Here is a 20,103-nt window from a genome sequence, read left to right as displayed (position 1 = left end):
GGATATTACACATGAAGACTACTATCGTTCCGAGACTATTAATTATGATGTTTCTGCAATATTTCGTTCAAGGCGCTTGGAATATGACTTTAGGGTTAGTTCTCAGCACATCGGGCTTATCTTCCATCATCGGTACTTCTTATGCATTGCTCGGCGTCGCGACGATTCTGTCACCGCTGTTCATCGGGATGGTCGCGGACCGGTTCATCGCCTCCCAGAAAATTATGGGCATCCTGCATGTTGTTAATGCTTGTGTGTTGCTAGCGATTCCGTCTCAGATTCAATCGGGCAACGCGACGATGTTCCTCGTATTGATCTTTATCGTCGGTGTGTTGTTCTATCCTACGACGGGACTGTCGAATAGCATCAGCTTCAGACATATTCATGGCGCCAAAACATTTCCGGTGATTCGGGTGTTCGGAACATTTGGTTTTATGGTGATCGGGTTCCTGCTCGGACAGATGGGCTTCTCGGGCAGTGTTATGACCTTCAAAATTGCAGCAATCTCTGCTATTGTGCTCGGGATCTATTGCTTCACGCTTCCGAATACACCAGCAGCTGGCAAGGGTAAGAAGTTCCTGATGAAGGACCTGCTCTGTCTTGATGCGCTCGCATTGTTCAAGGATAAGAACTTTACGGTATTCATGGTCTGTACGATTTTCTTGATGATTCCTAAAACAGCTTACAGTGCTTATGTGCCGGTATTCCTGGGCGCGCTAGGGTTTAATAATGCAGCTACGATTATGCAAATCGGTATTGCAACGGAAGTTATCTTTATGTTCTTACTCTCTCTGTTTCTCTTCAAATTTGGATTCAAAAAGATTATCCTGTGGGGCGCGATCACGTGGGTTCTTCGTTCGTTGTTGTTCTCCTTCGCAGCAGTCGATGCAGGCATTCTCGTCATCGTCATTGCGCTGGCACTGCAAGGGATTTGTTGGGATTTCTTCTTCACGGCGGGAGACATCTATGTGGACAATAAAGCGGACGTGACGATTAAAGCGCAGGCACAGAGCTTGAAGTTCATGATCTCGAACGGGCTAGGGCTGTTGTTCGCTTCTTCGATCACAGGTTATATCTTCAATCATACGGTCGTGGATCAAGGGGCGGCTGCGCTGAAGCAGTGGCAGCAGTTCTGGATTTACCCGGCTGTCGTGGCGGCTGTCGTCGCGCTAGTGTTCTTCCTGTTCTTCAAGGATAAAGGGATGATATTCCAGAAGAAGAATGCGGAAGAAGGTGGGGTTTCGGAGCCGAAGGCCGTGTAATAAAGGAGCCGAAAGGCTATGGAAAAAGGCTATCGATAAGGTCGTTAGCCTTTTTCTTAGCATTTTAGTGAATTTTATTGGAATCCGCCAGGGAGCGGATTTTTTATTTTGCGGCGATACTTTTTGTCAGGTTAACTCTATTATCTTCATCTAATCGTGCGGTTAAAGTATTTTCCGCACCGGAAATCAACGATTACTCCATGGTACTGAAAATGACATTCCGCGAAAAATCGTTTTTGTTTATGGCGGATATTTATAAACACCGTGAAATCGAGCTGTCCTCCGGACCGTGAAAAGACAAACTCAAGTCCGATAGGATGGACGCCCCTCATCACGGAAGCGTATCGACATCGTCATCCGAAGCTTTTCTGAACGCCGTTTCGCCGCAAATCGTGGTCATGAGCCAGACCAATTTTCAGAGCCCGAACTTGAAGGAGCGGCTGGAAAAGAAATACGCAAAAGTCTATTCCACGGGACTCAACGGGAATATTCTGCTTGTATCCGACGGCTTCGAGATCGAGGTGGTGACGGAAAAAGACGGGCTGGCGCCTAAGAAAAGCAAACCTTGACATTCCAGGTTGGTTCTCAGGGGGAGCCACTGCCTGGCGCTGCGGTTACCGTCTGTGAACCTGGCAGTTCATTCGATCGCCGCGCACTCCGCACGGCGGTTTTTTTTACGAATATATCCATGGGAAGAAGACGTTATCCATCGTGCAAAACCCGCATCCGGTGAGGCTTCCATACGAAACAGACCCTGAAAAACGAAAAAGAAACAAGGCGGAAGACGTGTCCGGTTGTCCGGAAATGTTTGCAAGTCTTTTTTAGAATCGTTTATAGTAAGGATTATATCGTACATAGAAGGAAAAAGATTACATGGGAGGGACCGTTATGTCCGAGGTTAAATTAACGATCGATTACGATCAGTACGAAGCCGGCAAGAAAATGAAAGATTTGCTCGAGGAGCTTGCGGACAGCCCGCAAAGCGGGGAGCTGACAAGCCTTATTATCGGCGATTGGGGCGGTGCTTACGAGAACGATTCCGAAGAAACCGTCGAGACGCTTGTCGCTCTAAAGGAGCGGTTTCCGAAACTGACGAATCTGTTTATCGGTGACATGGGCTTCGAGGAATGCGAAGTGTCCTGGATTATGCAGACCAACCTGGCCCCGCTGCTGGAGGCTTATCCCGCTCTCCGGTCGTTCACGATCAAAGGAAGCACGGGACTGGATCTGAACCCGGCTCGTCACGAAAACCTGGAGGAGCTGACCATTATTTGCGGCGGCCTGGGCAAGGACGTGATCCATCAAATTTACGAAGGGTCTTTTCCGCGTCTCAAAAAGCTGGAGCTGTATCTCGGCGTGGACGAATACGGATTCGACGGCAGCCTGGAAGATGTGCTGAAGCTGACGGAGCCCGGCAAATTCCCCGAACTGACTTATCTCGGTCTGAAAAACAGCGAAATTCAGGACGAGCTGGCAATCGCACTGGCGGATGCCCCGATTCTGGATCAGCTGCATACCCTTGATATGTCGGACGGAACGCTGTCCGATACAGGGGCGGAAGCGCTGCTGAACAGCGAGCGAGTAAAAAAGCTGAAGTACCTGGACTTAAGCCATCATTATATGTCCGATGAAATGGTAAACCGCTGGAAATCGTCCGGCCTTAACGTGAACACGGACGATCAGCAGGATATGGACGAAGACGACGATTACCGGTATCCGTCGCTCACGGAATAACGGCTATGCCGCAGAGGATGATCCTGATCGGCAACCCGGACAACCGCCGCACGGCGGGGCTGCAGAACGCCCGAGCGAAGCTGGGACTGCCTCCGGCCGTCGTACTGCCGTACGCCGGGCTGCTGGACGGCAGCGCATCGCTCGCGCAGGCCGCAAGCCTCGCCGGGGCGGCGTCACAGCGGGCGGGCGAACCGGCCCCGCTGCTGCGGCTGGACGCGCCCGGCGAGCTCTTCGCGGTGGAGCGCGGGCTGATCGCCCTGGGCGCTCCCGACCACGAAGAGGCGGCGTACGGCGACCGCCTGCTTCCGTTCGGGCGCCGCAGCGATCCGCAGCCGCTCTCCGTGCGGTCCGCGCTCGCGCTCGCGGAGCAAGAGGGACGGCAGTACCACCCGTCCCAATGGTTCCGCGGCTTCGCGCGGCTGCTCACCCGCCTGCGGCGAGAAGCGGAGGAGCTGTGGCCGCAGCCGCAGTGGACGAACGCGCCGGAGGACATCGCCGGCATGTTCGACAAGCGGCAGACGCACCGCATCCTGTCCGCTGCCGGCGTGCCGGTGCCCCGCCTCCTGGCTCCGCCGGAGGAGATCGCGGATTGCGAGGCGCTTCGCGCGCTGATGCTCTCCCGGCGGGTTCACCGGGTCTTCGTGAAGCTCGCTTCCGGCTCCGGCGCCTGCGGCGTCGTCGCTTACCGCATCAACCCGCGTACGGGCGCGGAGCAGGCGGTTACGACCGTCGGCGTCGAGAACTACGGCGCCCGCGCCCCGGTATTCTATAACGCGATGAAGCTGCGGCGTTACACGGACCCGTCCGCGATCCGCCAGGTGCTGAGCTGGCTCCTGAGGCACGGCGCCCACGTCGAGCAGTGGATCGCCAAAGCTGCTTACGGCGACCGGACGTTCGATATCCGTCAGCTTGTCGTGGCGGGAGAAGCCTGCCACAGCATCGCCCGGGTAAGCCGGACGCCGATCACGAACCTGCACCTGCGCAGCGAAAGGGTGAGCGTGGATGACCTCGGTCTGGCGCCGGGCATCCGGGCAGGAGCTGCGGCCTGCGCCGTAAAAGCGCTGGCCGCTTTTCCGCGCTCCCTCGCAGCGGGAGTCGATGTTCTGCTCGACAGCGCGTCACATGCGCCTTACATACTTGACATGAATCCGTTCGGAGATCTGCTGTACCGGGTCGTTCACAAGGGAATGGACCCTTACGAATGGCAGATGAGCCGGCTCGCAAGCGGTTCCGCGGAAGCTGCCGCAGTTTCCGGGGCTTTCGAGGCTTCTGGGCGTGCCGGTTTGACCGGGTCTGCCGGAACCGGAGCTTCCGGGTAGCCTAAAGCCGCAGCGGGATCTCCGGGCGAGGGAGGAACGCTAGGATGAATATGAACGAAATCGTGGGTACCCACGATATCCTGATGATTACGCTGGACACGCTGCGTTACGACGCCGCCGTGCTGGAGGAAGCCAACTGCCGGAATCTGTGCGGCGGCGGTTCCTGGGAGAAGCGCCACACCCCCGGCAGCTTTACGTATGCGGCGCATCACGCTTTTTTCGGCGGCTTTCTGCCGACTCCGGCGACGACGGACAAATCGCAGCATATCCGGCTTTTCCACTCCAAGAATACGGGGCTTAAAACCCATCCCCATACATGGCTCTTCGACACACCCGATCTGGTGTCCGGTCTTCAGGAAGAAGGCTACCGGACGATCTGTATCGGGGGTGTAATTTTTTTTACGAAAAAAGTTCCGCTTGCCCGGGTGCTCCCCGGCTATTTCCAGGAAAGTTACTGGCGGATGACCTTCGGGGTGACGAACCCGCGCTCCACCGAGCATCAGGTCAATCATGCCCTCAAGCTTCTCGAACGGACGGAACAAAGCGAGAAGCTGTTTATGTTCCTGAACGTTTCGGCGATTCACGGGCCCAATCATTATTTCCTTCCCGGCGCGAAAAAAGATTCGGTCGAGAGTCAGAGGGCCGCGCTTCGCTACGTGGACGGCCAGTTGGGCCGTTTGTTCGAAGCGATGAGGAAGCGGGAGCGGCCTGTGTTCTGCTTGGCCTTCTCCGACCACGGAACGTGCTACGGCGAAGACGGCTACGAAGGCCACCGGCTCGCGCACGAAGCGGTCTGGAATGTGCCTTACCGCGAGTTTATTTTGTAAATTGACGAAAAGGAAGTGAACGGCCGATGTCCTCTTCTCAATTGGGGAACCAACCGGTACCGGCAGCTGAAGAAATGTCCGTTTCCGCTTGGGAAGAAAATCTTCGTTCGGCGCCATACCGCTCGTATTTGTATTCGTATCCGCACAAGACGGCTTATCGCGAGCTGGACAGAAAAATCCCGCTGCAGGAGCTGTGGGCGGACGAGCCGGCGGAAACCTTCTTCTTATATATGCATATCCCGTTCTGCGGGGCGCGCTGCGGCTTCTGCAATTTGTTCACCCTGCCGGACAAGCGGACCGGCGCCCACGAGCAGTATGTCGATGCGCTGGAGCGGCAGGCCCGCCAGTGGGCTCCCCATGTGGGGCACAAGAAGTTTGCGCGGTTTGCCGTCGGAGGAGGAACCCCTACGCTGCTGGAACCGGCGCTGCTGGACCGCGTATTCCGGATAGCGGAGGACGTTATGGGACTCGACAGCGGAGAAGCTTCCATCTCCGTCGAAACTTCGCCGGAGACGGTCACCGCAGAGCGCTTGGATATTTTGCAAGCACACAGAGTGGACCGGGTGAGCATGGGGATCCAGAGCTTTGTGGAAGCGGAGGCGGCGGCCATTTACCGTCCGCAAATGCCGCTGGTGGTCGAGAAGGCACTGGAACAACTGAAGCGGTACCAATTCCCGATCCTCAATCTCGATCTTATTTACGGACTGCCGGGCCAGACCGTGGATACTTGGCTTTACTCCCTGGAGCGGGCGCTTGCCTACGAGCCGGAGGAAATTTTTATTTACCCGCTGTATACGCGGGAGCATACGATCGTCAAGCCCGAAGAGATCCGGCAGCGGGGCGAGGATATCCGCATGGCCTGCTACACGGCGGCGCGCGACCGTCTTCTGGCCGCAGGGTATACGCAGTATTCGATGAGGAGGTTCGCGCGTGCGAGCGCCTCATCGCCCAAAACGCTCCTGCCGTACGGCTGTCAGGAGGAAGGCATGGTCGGTCTCGGCTGCGGTGCCCGCTCGTACACACACAGCGTGCACTACGCGACCCGCTATGCGGTGAGCCGCAGCGCGACGGCCGGCATTATCGCCGACTATGTCGCTGCGGAGCGTCATGACCTCGTCGACTACGGCTTCATCCTGAACGAGGCGGAACGGAAGCGGCGCTTCATTCTGAAGGCGCTCCTTCACCGCGAGGGGCTGGAGCTCGCGTCCTACGCCCGCCGGTTCGGCACGGAGGCGCTGGAGGACCATCCGGAGCTGAACCGGCTGACGGAGACGGGGCTGGCCGAGCGGGTTCAGCAGACGGGAACAGGCGGCGGCTGTTTCCGTCTGACGGACGACGGGATCGCCCTTTCCGATTCCATCGGAGACTGGTTCATCTCCCCGGAAACCCGCACCCTGATGGAAGGATACACCTTCGCATGAAGGCGGCGCTGTATTACCGGGGGAGCCTGTCGTCGTGCAATTACGACTGCCCGTACTGCCCGTTCAGCAAGAACAAGGACAGCGCAGCCACGCTGGCGAAGGACCGGCGACAGGTCGAAGCTTTTACGGGCTGGGCGGAGAGCCAGGGAGCCGAAGGCCACCGCCTGTCGATTTTCTTCAATCCTTACGGGGAAGGGCTGACTCACCGCTGGTACAAGGAGGCCATGGTCCGGCTCTCGCACATGGAGCACGTGGATAAAGTCGCGATCCAGACGAATTTGTCCGCCGGTCTCGCGTGGACCGGGGAACTGGATCCGAAGAAGACCGCCTTCTGGGTCACGTATCATCCCGGACAGACGACGGAAGAGAAATTTCTGGGGCAGGTTCTGCAGCTCTACAAACGGGGGATTCCGTTCAGCGTCGGATCGGTAGGAGTCAAAAGCGCCTTCAGCCGGCTGGAATCGCTCCGCCGTTCGCTGCCTGCCGACGTGTATATGTGGGTCAATGCGTTCAAAGACAAGCGGGATTATTACACGGATGAAGATCTGGCTTTCCTGAGGGGCCTCGATCCGCTTTTCGACCTGAACGCCGAGGATTACGAGAGCCGGGGACGGGCGTGCGGCACGGGTCTCGACGTTTTCTACGTGCAGGGGCCCGGCATAGTGAAGCGCTGCTACAAAGACCGCCGTGTCATCGGCCATCTGTACCGGGACGGCCTGGACGCGCTTTCACAGCCGCGCCCGTGCGGGATGGACTTCTGCGACTGCTACATCGGCTACATTCATATGCCGGACCTGCAGCTTCGCAGACGGTACGGCGACGGGCTGCTCGAACGCATCGCAGGGGCCGGTTCACAGAGGCAGATGCCGCGCGTTTACGAAGAAGGAGTGGAGAGTTGTGACGCACACGCTTAACCAAACGGTACAAGCCGGCCTCGCTTACTGGCTGACGGGACTTTCCGGTTCGGGCAAGACCACGACGGCCAAGGCCCTCGCAGCAAGGCTTGCGGCCCGGGGGCACGCCGTCGAATGTCTGGACGGGGACGAGCTCCGGCGGCAGGTCGGCACGGGCCTCGGCTTCAGCAGGGAGGACCGGATGGAGAATGTCCGGCGGGCCGTCTACATAAGCGGTCTGCTTAACCGCAACGGCGTCACGACCGTGGTCAGCCTGATCAGCCCGTACCGCGAAATGCGGGCGTACGCCAGGGAAAACCTGCCGCGTTTTATCGAAGTGTTCGTGGATTGTCCTCTTGAGGAATGCGAGCGCAGGGATGTGAAAGGGCTGTACGCGAAGGCGCGAAATGGCGAAATCCCGGCTTTTACCGGCATCAGCGACCCGTACGAAGCTCCGGAAAACCCGGAGCTGGTTATCCGTACGAACGGGGACACGCTGGAGCACAACGTGCAGAAGCTTCTTGATTTTTACGGGTAAAAGAAGGAACCCGCCCTGCGGGGTCGTATGTTATACCGTACGGAAGAGAAGAAACCGGGCACAAGGGAACGCAAAGGGGGCAGCGAACGAGATGGAAATCCGCAAACCGATACCGGAGGAAATTCAGCAGATCCGGAGGCTTTCGCCGCAGGCCTTAGCGGAGGGAACGCTCGGAAATGCCGAACCGAACCGGGACAAAGTGAGGCAGCTCGTAGATCCCCTTCTGAAAAAAGGCTGCTACTATCTGATCGCAGCGGAAGAGAAGCGGCTGGCCGGATGGGTTCTGATCGGGGAGAGCAAAGATTCGTTTACCGACCGGATTATCGGGTTTGTATACGAGCTCTATGTGCTTGAACCTTTCAGAGGACGCGGAATCTCCAGAAAACTCATGCAGGAAGCGGTGGAGCAGCTCAAAAGCCTGGGCTATCCCGAAGTACGCCTCAGCGTGTATGCCGGAAATCATGCGCTTCATCTGTACGAGTCACTGGGCTTCGCCCCGAGAACGATTACGATGACCCTTTCTTTATGACCTGTCTGTCGCAGAAGCAAAACGAATGGCCTGACGGTCCGCATGAAACCTATTTCCCCTTGGAGGAAATAGGTTTTTTCACGTGGTTCAAAAAATATTATTTCAAAATTCACAAAATTGTAGAATTATTATTTCACTCCCACTATAATACAACTAAAGGGCGGCATGAGAGCGCTCTCATTACGTCCTGTCGGGATGCTGTGCCTTTATCTGATCGTTTCCGGTGATACCGGTTCCTCGTCCCCCATTTTTTCTGGTCCCCGATTACTCTCCTGCATTCCTTTCTTTCAACCTTCCGTGAAAAGGTGGTAGGCAGACCATGATTCCGATTCCGAGACCGCGTTCTTTCCGTATCGCCTTGTTCTGGCGTCATTTTGCCAACTATTTCGTCGTCATTCTGATTCCCGTAATTGTCGCCTGCACGCTGGCCCATTTCCTCGTTGTCTCCCTGATCGAGAAGGATGCGGAGAAATTAAACCGTGTCATTATGAGCCGTTTCTCCGAACAGACGGACACCGCTTTCAATTCCCTGAAAACGAACATGATTAACATGCTCAGCACCTCCAATATCCGCAGCCTGCTTAAAGAAGCCGGAGATCTGTCCGGCGAGAACCCCCAGCGTATGGAGCTGATCCACGCTCTGCGGGAGCAGCTGATTAAGCTGCAATCGGATGAGCTGGTGACGAAAGCGTATCTGGTGTTCGTTCATCATGACCTTGTCATTGATGTGGATACGTATACCGATAAATCGTATTATTTCGATTTCCGCTATCCGATGGGGGCGGAGGAGAAGGCGGCATACTTGGCCAAGTTTACAAACAAGAAAATGATGGAGTTTACGGAACCGAAGCCGGACGGCTCCGCCTTGTCCGCCTTGATGAGCTACCCGTTTAATACAAATGTTCCCGAAGTGTATCTGGTGGTGGATGTGAGCAGGGAGAAATTGCAGCGGTTGATCAACATCCGGGAAAACTGGGTGGCCGGTACCGCGATTCTAGGAAGCCGGGGAGAAATCATCAGCTCGAACGGGGTTGTGTCGGACGGTATCAACCGGATTCCGTCGCCCCTGGCGGACGCCTCGGGCGACTCCAAATTTCTGATTACGGAGGACAAAGCGATTTCGCTGGTCAAATCGGGTTTTGATGACACGTCCTATTATTTGAGCCTTGTCGATTTGCCTACGCTCATGAAGCCTGCCCATCTTACGCGGCTTATCAGCTGGATTTTTCTTGCTTTTTTCATTGTGGTGGGGAGTTTCGTCTCGTATTATTTGAGCCGCCGCATGTACCGGCCCATCCTGGAGATCAAAGAGGGCCTCAAATCGCACGGCTCTGCCCAGGCGCTGCAAATGCGAAGCGACGGGAACGATTACGATGTGATCAAACGGTTTTCGCAGCGGATCATTTCGGAAAACAAACAGCTTAACCAGCGGGTGACGGGCATGTTTCCGATCGTGCAGGAGCATTTTGTGACCAAAATTTTGCTGGGCGAATACAGGGACGCCCTCTCCATTCAGACATACGCCGGAGAAATCGGTTTTACCTATACGAAAAAAGCGGCGCGGACCGTGCTCGGCATAGCGCTGCACTATGACCCGGACGTGTACGACCGGCTTTCGGAGACGTCCAAATCGTTCCTGACAGCGGAGCTGAAAGAGCGCATTCTCCAGCTCGTGCCCTCGACAATCTGGCTGTGCGGAATCAAGTCCGACTTGCTCGTTTGCGTTATTCAAAAGGACCCTTTCCTCAGCCGGAGCCCGGAGGAGGAGGCGAATCTGATCCGGGCGGCTCTGCAGCTGTACGGCAGCTATTTCAAAGCGACGATCGGTATTGGCAGGACGGTATACGGCATTGAGGAGCTTCACTTGTCTTACGAGCAGGCCGTATCGGTTTTGCAGCGCCGCGGACTGAGCGCCGGCGTCGAGATTTGCAGCGGGCAGAGCGCGCCGGATTCGACCCAGTGCGATACATTCCTGAGCGTGCAGGAGGTGGGCCGCATTCTGAACCGCTGCAAAACGCGCGACTACGACAAGCTGCTGCAGTCGGCCTACGAAATGGTGGAAGAAGCCGTACGCAAAAACGCCACGGCCGTTCAGATCAAATATTTGTGCACGGACATTTTAAATACGTGGGTACGGGCGGCGGAAACCGACCGTAAAGACTTCAACGTGCCTTTTTATGCGGGCCTGTTCGACAAGGTCAACGCCTGCATGACGCTGGAGGAAGTGAAGCGCTGCTTCCTGGAGTTTCACGAGCTGCTTTTCCAACCTGCCAAGCCGGATGAGCGGGCCTGCAAATTTACCGACATCCTGGCATATATTCATGAGCATTACGATGAAGAGTTGTCGATCGAACAGTTTGCGAATTCCATGAATATGTCCGTGGGCCATTTCAGCCGGACCTTCAAGGAGGAAGTCGGGGAGAAGTACGTGGAGTACATCGCCAAATACCGGCTGGTCAAAGCGAAAGAACTGCTTCTTCAAACGGATTTGAAAATGGACGATATCGCCGAAAAAGTCGGTTACTGGGGAAGAAATTCGTTTATCCGGATGTTCCGGAAATACGAAGGCATTACCCCCGCGAAATACCGGACGATTCATCAGTGAATACGGCAGGACTCCTAATTTTCCGGAGTCTCTTTTTTTTCCTGAACATACCCGGAAAGCCCCGGCCCGCAAGGCAGAGAGGAAATGGCACCCGGGCACAAATATGCACGCTTTACCGGTAACGGCAGGGTTCTCTATAGTTAGGCCATCACCACTTGCAAGCGCTTACTTGAAAGGAGGAAGAGGCCATGACGAAGAGTGCCCGCTTCTGGTATCTCGTCAGAAAACACAAAGCGCTCTACCTGCTGATGCTTCCGGGGATCTTGTACTATATCATTTTCAAGTACGTGCCCATGTACGGCATCATCATCGCTTTCCAGGATTTTTCCATCGGCCGGGGCATCCTCGAAAGCAAATTCGTAGGGCTGAAGCATTTTATCGAATTCTTCTACGTCACGCCGGATTCCTGGAAGCTGATCCGCAACACGGTCATGCTCAACGTGTACGACCTGCTGTTCCATTTCCCGGCTCCGATCGTTCTCGCCATTTTGTTCCACGAGCTGCGAAACAAATGGTTCAAGGGATTTGTCCAGAGCATCAGCTATATGCCTCACTTTCTCTCCACGGTTGTGATCGCGGGCATTCTCGTGACGTTTCTGTCTCCGACGACCGGGGTCGTCAACCATTTTCTCGTGAAGGTATTTGGAATGGAGCCTGTCATGTTCCTGGGCATTCCCGAGTGGTTCCGGACAATTTACGTAAGCTCCGAAATCTGGCAGAAGATCGGCTGGGGAACGATCCTTTACCTGGCGGCTATCGCCGGTATCGACCCCACGCTGTACGAAGCGGCCAAAATGGACGGAGCGAACCGGTTTCAGCAGATCCGCCATATTACGCTTGTCGGTATGCTGCCGGTCATGATCGTCCTGTTCGTGCTGACGCTCGGTCATTTTATGGAGACGGGCTTCCAGAAAATTTTGCTTCTCTACAACTCCATGAACTACGAAACGTCGGACGTCATCAACACCTTCGTGTACCGGCGGGGCATTCTCGATTCCGATTTCAGCTTCGCGACGGCCGTCGGCCTGTTCCAGTCTATCATCGGGCTTGTCCTGGTCGTAACGGCCAACCGGATCGTCCGCAAATATTCCGAAACGAGTCTGTGGTAGGAGGAGGACCGAGATGAAAATCAAAACCAGCCTGGCATCCCGAGTGTTTGACACGCTCAACATCGTTCTGATGCTGCTGCTCGTCATCGTCATGATTTATCCGATGGTGTACGTGTTTTCGGCTTCGATTTCGAATAACGCCCTGGTGGCGAGCGGAGAGGTGCTGCTTCTGCCGAAGCAGATCACGCTGGTCGCCTACGAGCGGCTTATCACCAATCCCGATCTGTGGATCAGCTACTGGAATACGATCCGCTACACCGTTCTTCATGTGGCGCTTACCCTGATCGTGACGGCGGCGATGGCGTATCCTTTATCGAAAAAATGGCTTCCGGGCCGCAGGACCATTCTGCTCCTGGCCGCGTTTACCCTGCTGTTCAGCGGAGGGATGATTCCGACCTTTCTGGTCGTTCAAAAGCTCGGCATGCTCGATACGATTTGGGCCATCGTCCTGCCGTCCCTGATTTCGACGTGGTACCTGTTTATCATGCGGACGTTCTTCGAAGCGCTGCCCGAGGAGCTGGAGGACGCCGCCACGATCGACGGCTGCAGTTCCCTGCAGGTGCTGCTGCGGATCGTTCTGCCGCTTTCCATGCCTGTCATGGCGACAATCGGCCTGTTCACGGCGGTCAACCAGTGGAACGCTTTCTTCGACGCGCTGATCTATCTCAATGACAGAAGCATGTATCCGCTGCAGATTATGCTGCGCAACATTCTCATCGCCGGAACGAGCGTTCAGGGCGAGGGGGATCTGAATCATCTGGAGACGCTCAAATACGCGATGATCATGATCGCTACGCTTCCGATCCTGTGCGTCTATCCGTTTATCCAGAAGTATTTCGTACAGGGAAGCATGATCGGCGGCATCAAAGGCTAGGCGGATATGGAGATAGTTCTGAATTCCCGGCGGAATTCATGGCTATAGAGCATGAAGAGGCCGCAAAAAGCGGCGGTTATGCCGGCATTGCCGGTAAGACTGGCGGGAACCGCATAACCAGCATGACCAGCATGACCAGTATGAGCAGCATGACCAGCAGGACCAGTAAAGCTAGCCAGTAGACCAGAAGCTACCATTATGGGGAGGTTCGGAAATGAAAAAAAGACCGTTTGCCGTGATTTTGACAGTCGCTCTGCTTGCCGGTGTCGTTGCGGCGGGATGTTCCAGCAAGGATCAGGGAGCTTCACCGGGGGAGGGCGGGGGATCGGACGCCAAGAAACCCGTCAAATTTTCATGGCTGGCTTATGACCGGGTAGAGGGAAAAGTGCGGCAGGACTGGGAGATTTTCAAAGAGATCGAGAAAAAGACAGGCGTCAGCGTCGATTTCCAGATTGTCAGCCAGGAAGGACTCACCGAGAAAAGACAGATCATGATCGCCACGAACTCCGTCACGGATTTTATCCAGGTGAGCACCCAGGAGGGCAGAGAACACGGTCCCGACAAAGTATTCCTGAACTTGAAGGACTACCTGGACAAAGCGCCGAACCTGAAAGCCTTCTACGAGAAATACCCGGAAGCCAAAGCGGTCGCCAGCGGAGCGGACGGCGGCATTTACACGGTGCCCGTGATCGAAGGGGATGCCGAGGGCAAAGGCTTTAACTTCATCTGGTATACCCGCAAAGATCTCATGGATAAGTACGGTCTGAAGCCGCCGGCTACCTTGGATGAATTTTACCAGTTCCTGAAGGCGTACAAGGAAAAAGAACCGAACTCGTATCCGCTCATTCCCAATGCGATCGTGGGCGATACGGGGCTGTATACGGTATTCGGCCGGGCGTTTACGGGCATCCAAGGCTTCTTCAACATCGACCCGACGACCGATAAATATGCGTTCGCTCCGTATCACAAAGGCTACAAAGACTCGCTTGTCTTTTTGAATAAGCTGTATACCGAAAAGCTGCTCGATCCCGAGTATTCCCTGCTCACCCAGGCCCAGTGGGAGGAACGCATTCTGAAAGGCAAGTCGCTCGTGACCTATTTCTGGAAAGCGGATCTGGAGTCGCTAACGGACAAAGGCCGCAAAGCGGGCACCTCCGCCTTCGAGCTCGACGCGATCCCGCAGTTTGCCGCGGACGGCATTAAAAATTACCAGTTCTCTCGTCCCGTAATCGGAGCCGTCGGGCGCGCGATTTCCGCCAAAGTCAAAGATAAGGAAAGGGCGGTCCAGTTCCTGGACTATCTTGTCAGCGAGGAAGGCTCGAACTATCTGTCTCTGGGCATCGAAGGCAAAACGTACACGATGGAAAACGGCAAGCCCGTTTATATGAAAGAATTCGGCGCTTCCCCGTTCAATACGCTGCGTAAGGACTGGGGCGTCTGGTACGACCTGATCACTCTGGACAATGCGAAATCCCGGGAAGTTTGGGAACGCGGGCTGAGCGACAAGAGCAAGGATATCAACAAGCGGTATGAGCCGTTTATCGTGCCGTCCCCGAAACAGATCGTAAAAACGCAGGAAGAGCTGGAGCTGGAAAAATCGAAGCTGAACAACCTGAACAAATTCCTAGAGCAGAAGTTAACGGAGTTCGTCATCGGAAAAACACCGATCAACGATACGACTTACCAGCAGTTCCTGGATCAGGTTAAGAAGATGGGAGCGGACGATTTGCTGAACATGTACAATACGGCCTATACCCGGACGTACGGCAAGAAGTAGATCTTGAGCCCGGGTACAAGGGAAGCATCAGTACGAAGGAGGGAAAGCTGTGGCAGCAGCGGAAAAGCTGAAAGTCATCGATACCGACGTTCACAATGAACAGAACGACTCGGCCCTGATCCCGTATTTGCCGGAGCCCTGGAAATCCAGGGTCTCGTCAACGGGCATCGGTTACTCGGGCTCCGGTTATTACTCGCCGATCGGCGTCATGAAGAAGGACTCGATTCCGCCGGGAGGAGGCAAAGCGGGCTCCGATCCCGACTTCATGATCAAGCAGCTCATCGAAGGCTACAACGTCGAGTACGCCGTCCTGACGGGCGTCGTCTACAACATCTCGACGACGCACGACCCGGATTACGCGGCGGCCGTCTGCTCCGCCTACAACGACTTCCTTATCGCCGAATGGCTCGGCAAACATAAGGCGTTCAAGGGCGCCCTGGCGGTATCGACGCTCGACCCGCAGCTAGCCGCCAGAGAGATCGACCGGGTCGGGGATCATCCCGACATCGTCGAAGTGATCATCTCCAGCGCCGCACGCTGGCCGCTGGGGCACCGCTTCTACCACCCGATCTACGAAGCGGCGGAGCGGCACAGCCTGCCCGTCGCCATCCATCCGGGTGCCGAAGGAGGGGGCAGCTCGACCGCGCCTACGGCGGCCGGGTATCCGGCGAGATACATCGAGTGGCATACGTGCCTGTCCCAAATGTTCATGGCTCATTTGGTCAGCCTCGTATGCGAGGGGGTATTCGCCAAGTTCCCCGGCCTGAAGGTTGTGCTCGTCGAGGGCGGCATCGCCTGGCTGCCGCCGCTGATGTGGCGGCTTGACAAGAACTACAAGGCGCTCCGCTCCACCGTTCCTTGGCTGACGAAGATGCCGAGCCAATATGTCGCGGAGCACTGCTTCCTGACGACGCAGCCGATTGAGGAGCCGGACAATCCGCAGCATCTGGTCGACTTATTTAACATGTTCGACGCGGAGAACATGATTCTCTATTCCAGCGACTATCCGCACTGGGACTTCGATGCGCCGGATATGATCCTTCGCAAGCTGAAGCCGGAAGCCCGGCGCAAAATTTTTTACGAGAACGCGAAAAAGCTCTACAACTTATCGTAAACGGAGGCCATTCGATCATGGCGGTACACGAGGTGCTGAATGTGAAAGACGTTCCCGAAGGCGGGCATGTCGTGGTCAAAGTGGAAGGGCGGGAAATCTGCATCTACCGGATGGGCGGGGAGTTCTACGCGCTTCACAATTACTGCCCGCACCAGGGGGCGCCGATGTGCGCGGGGCTTGTCTCCGGAACGAATCTTCCGTCGGACGTCTACGAATACGATTACAGCCGCCAGGGCGAGATTGTGCGCTGCCCTTGGCACGGCTGGGAATTCGATATCAAAACCGGGAAGTCCTTGTTCAGCGACCGGACCCGGGTGAAGAAATACGAACTGGAAATTAAGGACGGCCGGATTGGCATTGTGCTTGGAAAATAAGGAAAGTAACTATGTCCAAGAGCTGCGTTGTGCGGCTCTTTTTGTGTTTAAAACAGGGCAGAGGCTTGTAAGAAGGGTCTCCGCATAGCGAAACCGAATCCCGCCAAAACAGTATTACCGTATAAACCGAAACAAAAGGAGGCCTTCGATTTATGAAAATCAGACTCGTCTTTGCGGTTTTGACCGTTTTGATGCTATCGGGTTGTTCGCTTCTGGACGGCGTGAGCAGCACCTTGAACTATGGGGACGAAGCGAAAACGTATCTCCAGGAAGCGGCCGCTTTCGCCGAAAACCTGCCCGCCGCCGCCCAGGAAGCCTTAACCGATCCCCAGGCGGGGGAGAAAGTGAAAAAAGAACTGGAAGCGATGAGAGAGAATATTTCCAGTTTTAACGGGCTGGACGCGCCGGGCTTCGCCGAAGACCTGCATAAGCAGATCGTCGGGTACAACGAAACGATGCTGGGCACGATTAACGGACATCTGGAGCAGCTTAACAGCCAGGTGCTCGATTATAAATCGCTTCTCCAGTCCCCGGTGATTCAGCAGGTGAACGAAATGAAGCAGCTTACCGAGAAGATCCAGAATTTGGGCCAGTAAAATAAGTTAAACCCCGCCGTGATCATTCGATTCATCCGCACACGCGGGTCAATTCCTCGGCGGCCTTTCCTTCATATAGGAGGAAGGGGTGCGGCCGGTCGTTTTTTTGAAAATCCGCTGAAAATACGAAACGTCCTCGTACCCGACAAATTCCGCGATCTCGGCGATCGTCAGCAGCGAATCCATCAGCATATAGACGGCTTTTTTCACGCGTACGGCATGGACATATTCGCTGATGGTTTGCCCCGTTACTTTTTTGAAAAGAGCGGCGGCATAGTTGGGGCTTTTCGAGATAAATTCGCCCAGCTCGTCTTTCGTCACTTTCTTGCGGTAATGGTCGCGGATATACTGCTTCATCCGTTCCGCATGTTTTCCCGTTTCGGACGAAACCGTCGCTTGATCCGCCTCGCGGCTGAGCAGAGCGAGCATTTCCAGGAGAATGGCTTGTCCGCGAATTGCCGCGTACGGTTCGTTCTCCTTCCAATCGGAGTAGCACTTACGGGTTCGTTCAAGCAAAAATTCGGCCATGCCGGAGCGGATTTTTACCCATGGTTTGCTCAGCAGCGGCAGCTCGTGACCGGTATCCGTAATCTGGAAGCTTGCGACATATTTGTTGTGCAGGAAGGTCGGAATGCTTTTGCCGTAATAGGCTACACCCTCTCCGATCAGGAGAAGGTCGCCTTGCTCCAGCATAATTTTGTCGTTTCCGATCCAGTACAGGCAGCGGCCGTAGCTCAGCATGATGAACGAAGCGGCCGCACTGCCGCCGGGCTCGCTTTCCTCGTACCATTCCGCCAGCCGGTCGTGCCGGATGTTTGTTAATTTGATCATGGTTCCCTCTTCATAGAACGTACTATAGTACAATTGCAATACTATAGTTCATTTTCTCCCGAACGGAAACGAATTACAATAGGGACAACCAAAGAAGAGGAAGGACCGATCATATGCGGAAGACAAAAATTGTTTGCACCATGGGGCCCTCATGCCGCTCCGTCGAGGTATTGAAGGAATTGATCGCAGCCGGAATGAACGTGGCGAGAATTAACATGGCTCACGGAGAGCTGGAGGATCACAGCCTGCAGATCAGCCGGATCCGTCAGGCGGCGAAAGAAACGGGCGCCATCGTACCGGTGCTGATGGACATCAAAGGACCGGAAGTACGGATCGGCCTGCTCAAGGAAGCGTCGTGCGAAGTGAGAGCGGGGGACTGCCTCACGCTGACAAGCGAAGAAATCGCGGGAGACAGCACGCGCATCTCGGTCAATTATGCCGAACTGCCGCAAGTCGTGAAGGCCGGGGACAGAATTTTGATCGACGACGGGCTGATCGAACTGAGAGTCGTTTCGGCGGCGGGAACGGAAGTGTCGTGCGAAGTGATTAACGGCGGCGTCATCAAGCCGCGCAAAGGGGTTAACCTGCCGGGCGTGCATACGACGCTCCCCGGAGTCACGGAGCGGGACATCCGCCACATCGAATTCGGCATCCGCGAAAAGATTGAGATTATCGCCATGTCCTTCGTGCGCAAAGCGGAGGACGTGCTTACGGTCCGGCAGCTGCTTGAGGATCAAGGCTGCGGTCATATCCAGATCATCTCCAAGATCGAAAACCAGGAAGGCGTAGACGAGCTGGAAGCCATCGTGGAGGCATCGGACGGAATCATGGTAGCCCGGGGCGACCTGGGGGTTGAAATTCCGGTCGAGGATGTTCCGGTCCTCCAGAAAGTGATGATCGAATCCTGCAACCGCGCGGGCAAGCCGGTTATTGTCGCCACTCAAATGCTGGATTCGATGCAGGTCAACCCGCGGCCGACCCGGGCCGAAGTGAGCGACGTCGCGAACGCCGTTCTTCAGGGCTCCGACGCGATCATGCTGTCGGGCGAGACGGCCGCCGGCAAGTATCCGGTCGAATCGGTGCGCACGATGGCCACGATCGCCAAGAAAGCCGAGGGGCTTTACATGGAGGAGACCGGCCGTCAGCAGGCGGGCGTTCCCGCAGAGGTCAATGTGACGGAGATCATCAGTCAGGCGGCTGTCCGCGCATCGGAGGCGATCGGAGCGAAAGCGATTCTGACGCCGACGATGAGCGGGTACACCCCCCGGATGGTGTCCAAGCACAGACCGAAAGCGCCGATCATCGCCATTGCGCCTAGCGACGAGGTTTTGAATAAGCTCTGCCTGCTGTGGGGCGTGCTGCCCGTGAAAGGCGAGTTTGTACAGACGACCGACGACATGTTTCAGGCCGCGGTATCCAGCGGCACCGCACAGGGGCTGCTGCAAACCGGCGATTACACCGTGATCACGGCAGGGGTGCCGATCGGCAAGACGGGAACGACGAATCTGATTAAAATCATGCAAGTGTAGAAGGAAAAGCCTCCCGGCGACGGGAGGTTTTTTTTGTTGCACAAACGGAATGTGTCATGCAATATATGGAAGGGGGGTGGAAATTGTTGAAATGGTGGAGAACACAAGATTGGTTTTGGTCCATGGCTTTTTTGGTTTATGCTTTAGGATTTGGTTTTGTTTATAAGGAAATGTTTATGGGTTTTATTTCCTATGTATCCACCTTTGTTTCATTTGCGTTGGGAGCGGTGGCTATTTTTATATCCGTCAGAGAGGCGACTAAAACGGATGCCGTTAAGGATCAAATAAATGCGGCTTTAGGGGAACTGCGTGAAAGAACCAGCCAAATGGACATAAAGCTTGATAAAATGGACAAGAAAGAAATCTTAAGAGACGAGCTTGAAGAAATTAATAATGAAACAAAGGATCAGATAGATAGGGCGCTTACAGAAGGCTTGAGTAAAGAAGATATAATGAATATTATTGATGAAAAATTGAAAACTGCCGCAGAAAAGTCCGTTCAGGCAGTCATATACGAAGAGAAAGAGCACTCTTTAGATTCACATAAGTTTATTGACAATTACATAAGAATGTTACCGGCAGGTACTCACTTCACATTAAAGGATATTAACAAGGAATTGGATAAATATAAAATTAAACTGCATTATGAAACAATAAGACATATTTTAAAGAACCGGTATGTAGCTCAAGGAATAATTACTTATAAAACAGATCTAACTCCATCCACTTATATAAAAAATTAATTCACTTGCTAAACCATCTAAAAAAAGG

General features: G+C 54.9%; 19 protein-coding genes. 18 read left to right on the top strand and 1 reads right to left on the bottom strand.

Going from position 1 to position 20,103, the window contains the following annotated elements:
• Window positions 1–11: 11 nt before the first annotated feature.
• From AC2TF6_RS16525 to AC2TF6_RS16450, 16 genes are all read left to right on the top strand, one after another.
• Window positions 12–1,262: an MFS transporter gene (locus tag AC2TF6_RS16525; RefSeq protein ID WP_491307690.1), complete on the top strand. Its 1,251-nt coding sequence runs from the start codon at window positions 12–14 to the stop codon at window positions 1,260–1,262.
• 317 nt (window positions 1,263–1,579) lie between these two features.
• Window positions 1,580–1,831, top strand: a complete 252-nt coding sequence (locus AC2TF6_RS16520) for a hypothetical protein (RefSeq protein WP_491307689.1) — start codon at window positions 1,580–1,582, stop codon at window positions 1,829–1,831.
• A gap of 319 nt (window positions 1,832–2,150) precedes the next feature.
• Entirely contained in the window at window positions 2,151–2,996 is an 846-nt protein-coding gene (locus tag AC2TF6_RS16515; RefSeq protein WP_491307688.1) for an STM4015 family protein, read from the top strand.
• A 5-nt stretch (window positions 2,997–3,001) separates the two neighbouring features.
• Window positions 3,002–4,315: an STM4014 family protein gene (locus AC2TF6_RS16510; RefSeq protein WP_491307687.1), complete on the top strand. Its 1,314-nt coding sequence runs from the start codon at window positions 3,002–3,004 to the stop codon at window positions 4,313–4,315.
• 44 nt (window positions 4,316–4,359) lie between these two features.
• The gene (locus tag AC2TF6_RS16505; protein WP_491307686.1) at window positions 4,360–5,142 is read left to right on the top strand and encodes an STM4013/SEN3800 family hydrolase; all 783 of its coding nucleotides are present in this window, start codon (window positions 4,360–4,362) and stop codon (window positions 5,140–5,142) included.
• A 26-nt stretch (window positions 5,143–5,168) separates the two neighbouring features.
• Complete coding sequence (locus tag AC2TF6_RS16500; RefSeq protein WP_491307685.1) at window positions 5,169–6,563, top strand: STM4012 family radical SAM protein; 1,395 nt, start codon at window positions 5,169–5,171, stop codon at window positions 6,561–6,563.
• On the top strand, window positions 6,560–7,477 hold the full coding sequence (locus AC2TF6_RS16495; protein ID WP_491307684.1) for an STM4011 family radical SAM protein: 918 nt from the start codon (window positions 6,560–6,562) through the stop codon (window positions 7,475–7,477). Before AC2TF6_RS16500 ends, AC2TF6_RS16495 begins: the two co-directional genes overlap by 4 nt.
• Window positions 7,461–7,994 (top strand): adenylyl-sulfate kinase, encoded by a 534-nt coding sequence (gene cysC, locus AC2TF6_RS16490; RefSeq protein WP_491307683.1) that lies wholly within the window; start codon window positions 7,461–7,463, stop codon window positions 7,992–7,994. The genes AC2TF6_RS16495 and cysC overlap by 17 nt, the downstream gene beginning before the upstream one ends.
• Window positions 7,995–8,085: 91 nt before the next feature.
• Window positions 8,086–8,523, top strand: a complete 438-nt coding sequence (locus AC2TF6_RS16485) for a GNAT family N-acetyltransferase (protein WP_491307682.1) — start codon at window positions 8,086–8,088, stop codon at window positions 8,521–8,523.
• Window positions 8,524–8,842: 319 nt separating this feature from the next.
• Window positions 8,843–11,128, top strand: a complete 2,286-nt coding sequence (locus AC2TF6_RS16480) for a helix-turn-helix domain-containing protein (RefSeq protein WP_491307681.1) — start codon at window positions 8,843–8,845, stop codon at window positions 11,126–11,128.
• Window positions 11,129–11,316: 188 nt separating this feature from the next.
• The gene (locus AC2TF6_RS16475; RefSeq protein ID WP_491307680.1) at window positions 11,317–12,237 is read left to right on the top strand and encodes an ABC transporter permease; all 921 of its coding nucleotides are present in this window, start codon (window positions 11,317–11,319) and stop codon (window positions 12,235–12,237) included.
• A 13-nt stretch (window positions 12,238–12,250) separates the two neighbouring features.
• The gene (locus AC2TF6_RS16470; protein WP_369996015.1) at window positions 12,251–13,111 is read left to right on the top strand and encodes a carbohydrate ABC transporter permease; all 861 of its coding nucleotides are present in this window, start codon (window positions 12,251–12,253) and stop codon (window positions 13,109–13,111) included.
• A gap of 214 nt (window positions 13,112–13,325) precedes the next feature.
• Window positions 13,326–14,888, top strand: coding sequence for an extracellular solute-binding protein (locus AC2TF6_RS16465; RefSeq protein ID WP_491307679.1), 1,563 nt, complete (start codon window positions 13,326–13,328; stop codon window positions 14,886–14,888).
• Between the two features lie 49 nt (window positions 14,889–14,937).
• Window positions 14,938–16,002: an amidohydrolase family protein gene (locus AC2TF6_RS16460; RefSeq protein WP_491307678.1), complete on the top strand. Its 1,065-nt coding sequence runs from the start codon at window positions 14,938–14,940 to the stop codon at window positions 16,000–16,002.
• A gap of 17 nt (window positions 16,003–16,019) precedes the next feature.
• Window positions 16,020–16,376, top strand: a complete 357-nt coding sequence (locus AC2TF6_RS16455; RefSeq protein WP_491307677.1) for a Rieske (2Fe-2S) protein — start codon at window positions 16,020–16,022, stop codon at window positions 16,374–16,376.
• 152 nt (window positions 16,377–16,528) lie between these two features.
• A complete protein-coding gene (locus AC2TF6_RS16450; protein ID WP_491307676.1) occupies window positions 16,529–16,972 on the top strand; it encodes a DUF6376 family protein in 444 nt (147 codons plus the stop codon).
• 48 nt (window positions 16,973–17,020) lie between these two features.
• Here AC2TF6_RS16450 and AC2TF6_RS16445 read toward each other — a convergent pair whose 3' ends face one another.
• Window positions 17,021–17,803 carry a helix-turn-helix domain-containing protein gene (locus AC2TF6_RS16445; protein ID WP_491307675.1) on the bottom strand — a complete coding sequence of 261 codons (783 nt, stop codon included), beginning with the start codon at window positions 17,801–17,803 and terminating at the stop codon, window positions 17,021–17,023.
• A 113-nt stretch (window positions 17,804–17,916) separates the two neighbouring features.
• On the opposite strand from AC2TF6_RS16445, the gene pyk reads away from it, so the two are divergent.
• Both pyk and AC2TF6_RS16435 read left to right on the top strand, forming a co-directional pair.
• Window positions 17,917–19,332 carry a pyruvate kinase gene (gene pyk / locus AC2TF6_RS16440; protein ID WP_491307674.1) on the top strand — a complete coding sequence of 472 codons (1,416 nt, stop codon included), beginning with the start codon at window positions 17,917–17,919 and terminating at the stop codon, window positions 19,330–19,332.
• An 83-nt stretch (window positions 19,333–19,415) separates the two neighbouring features.
• Entirely contained in the window at window positions 19,416–20,075 is a 660-nt protein-coding gene (locus AC2TF6_RS16435; RefSeq protein ID WP_491307673.1) for a hypothetical protein, read from the top strand.
• Window positions 20,076–20,103: the final 28 nt, after the last annotated feature.

This window comes from Paenibacillus sp. JNUCC 35, from assembly GCF_058269095.1.
This window is presented reverse-complemented; position numbering and strand designations above follow the sequence as displayed.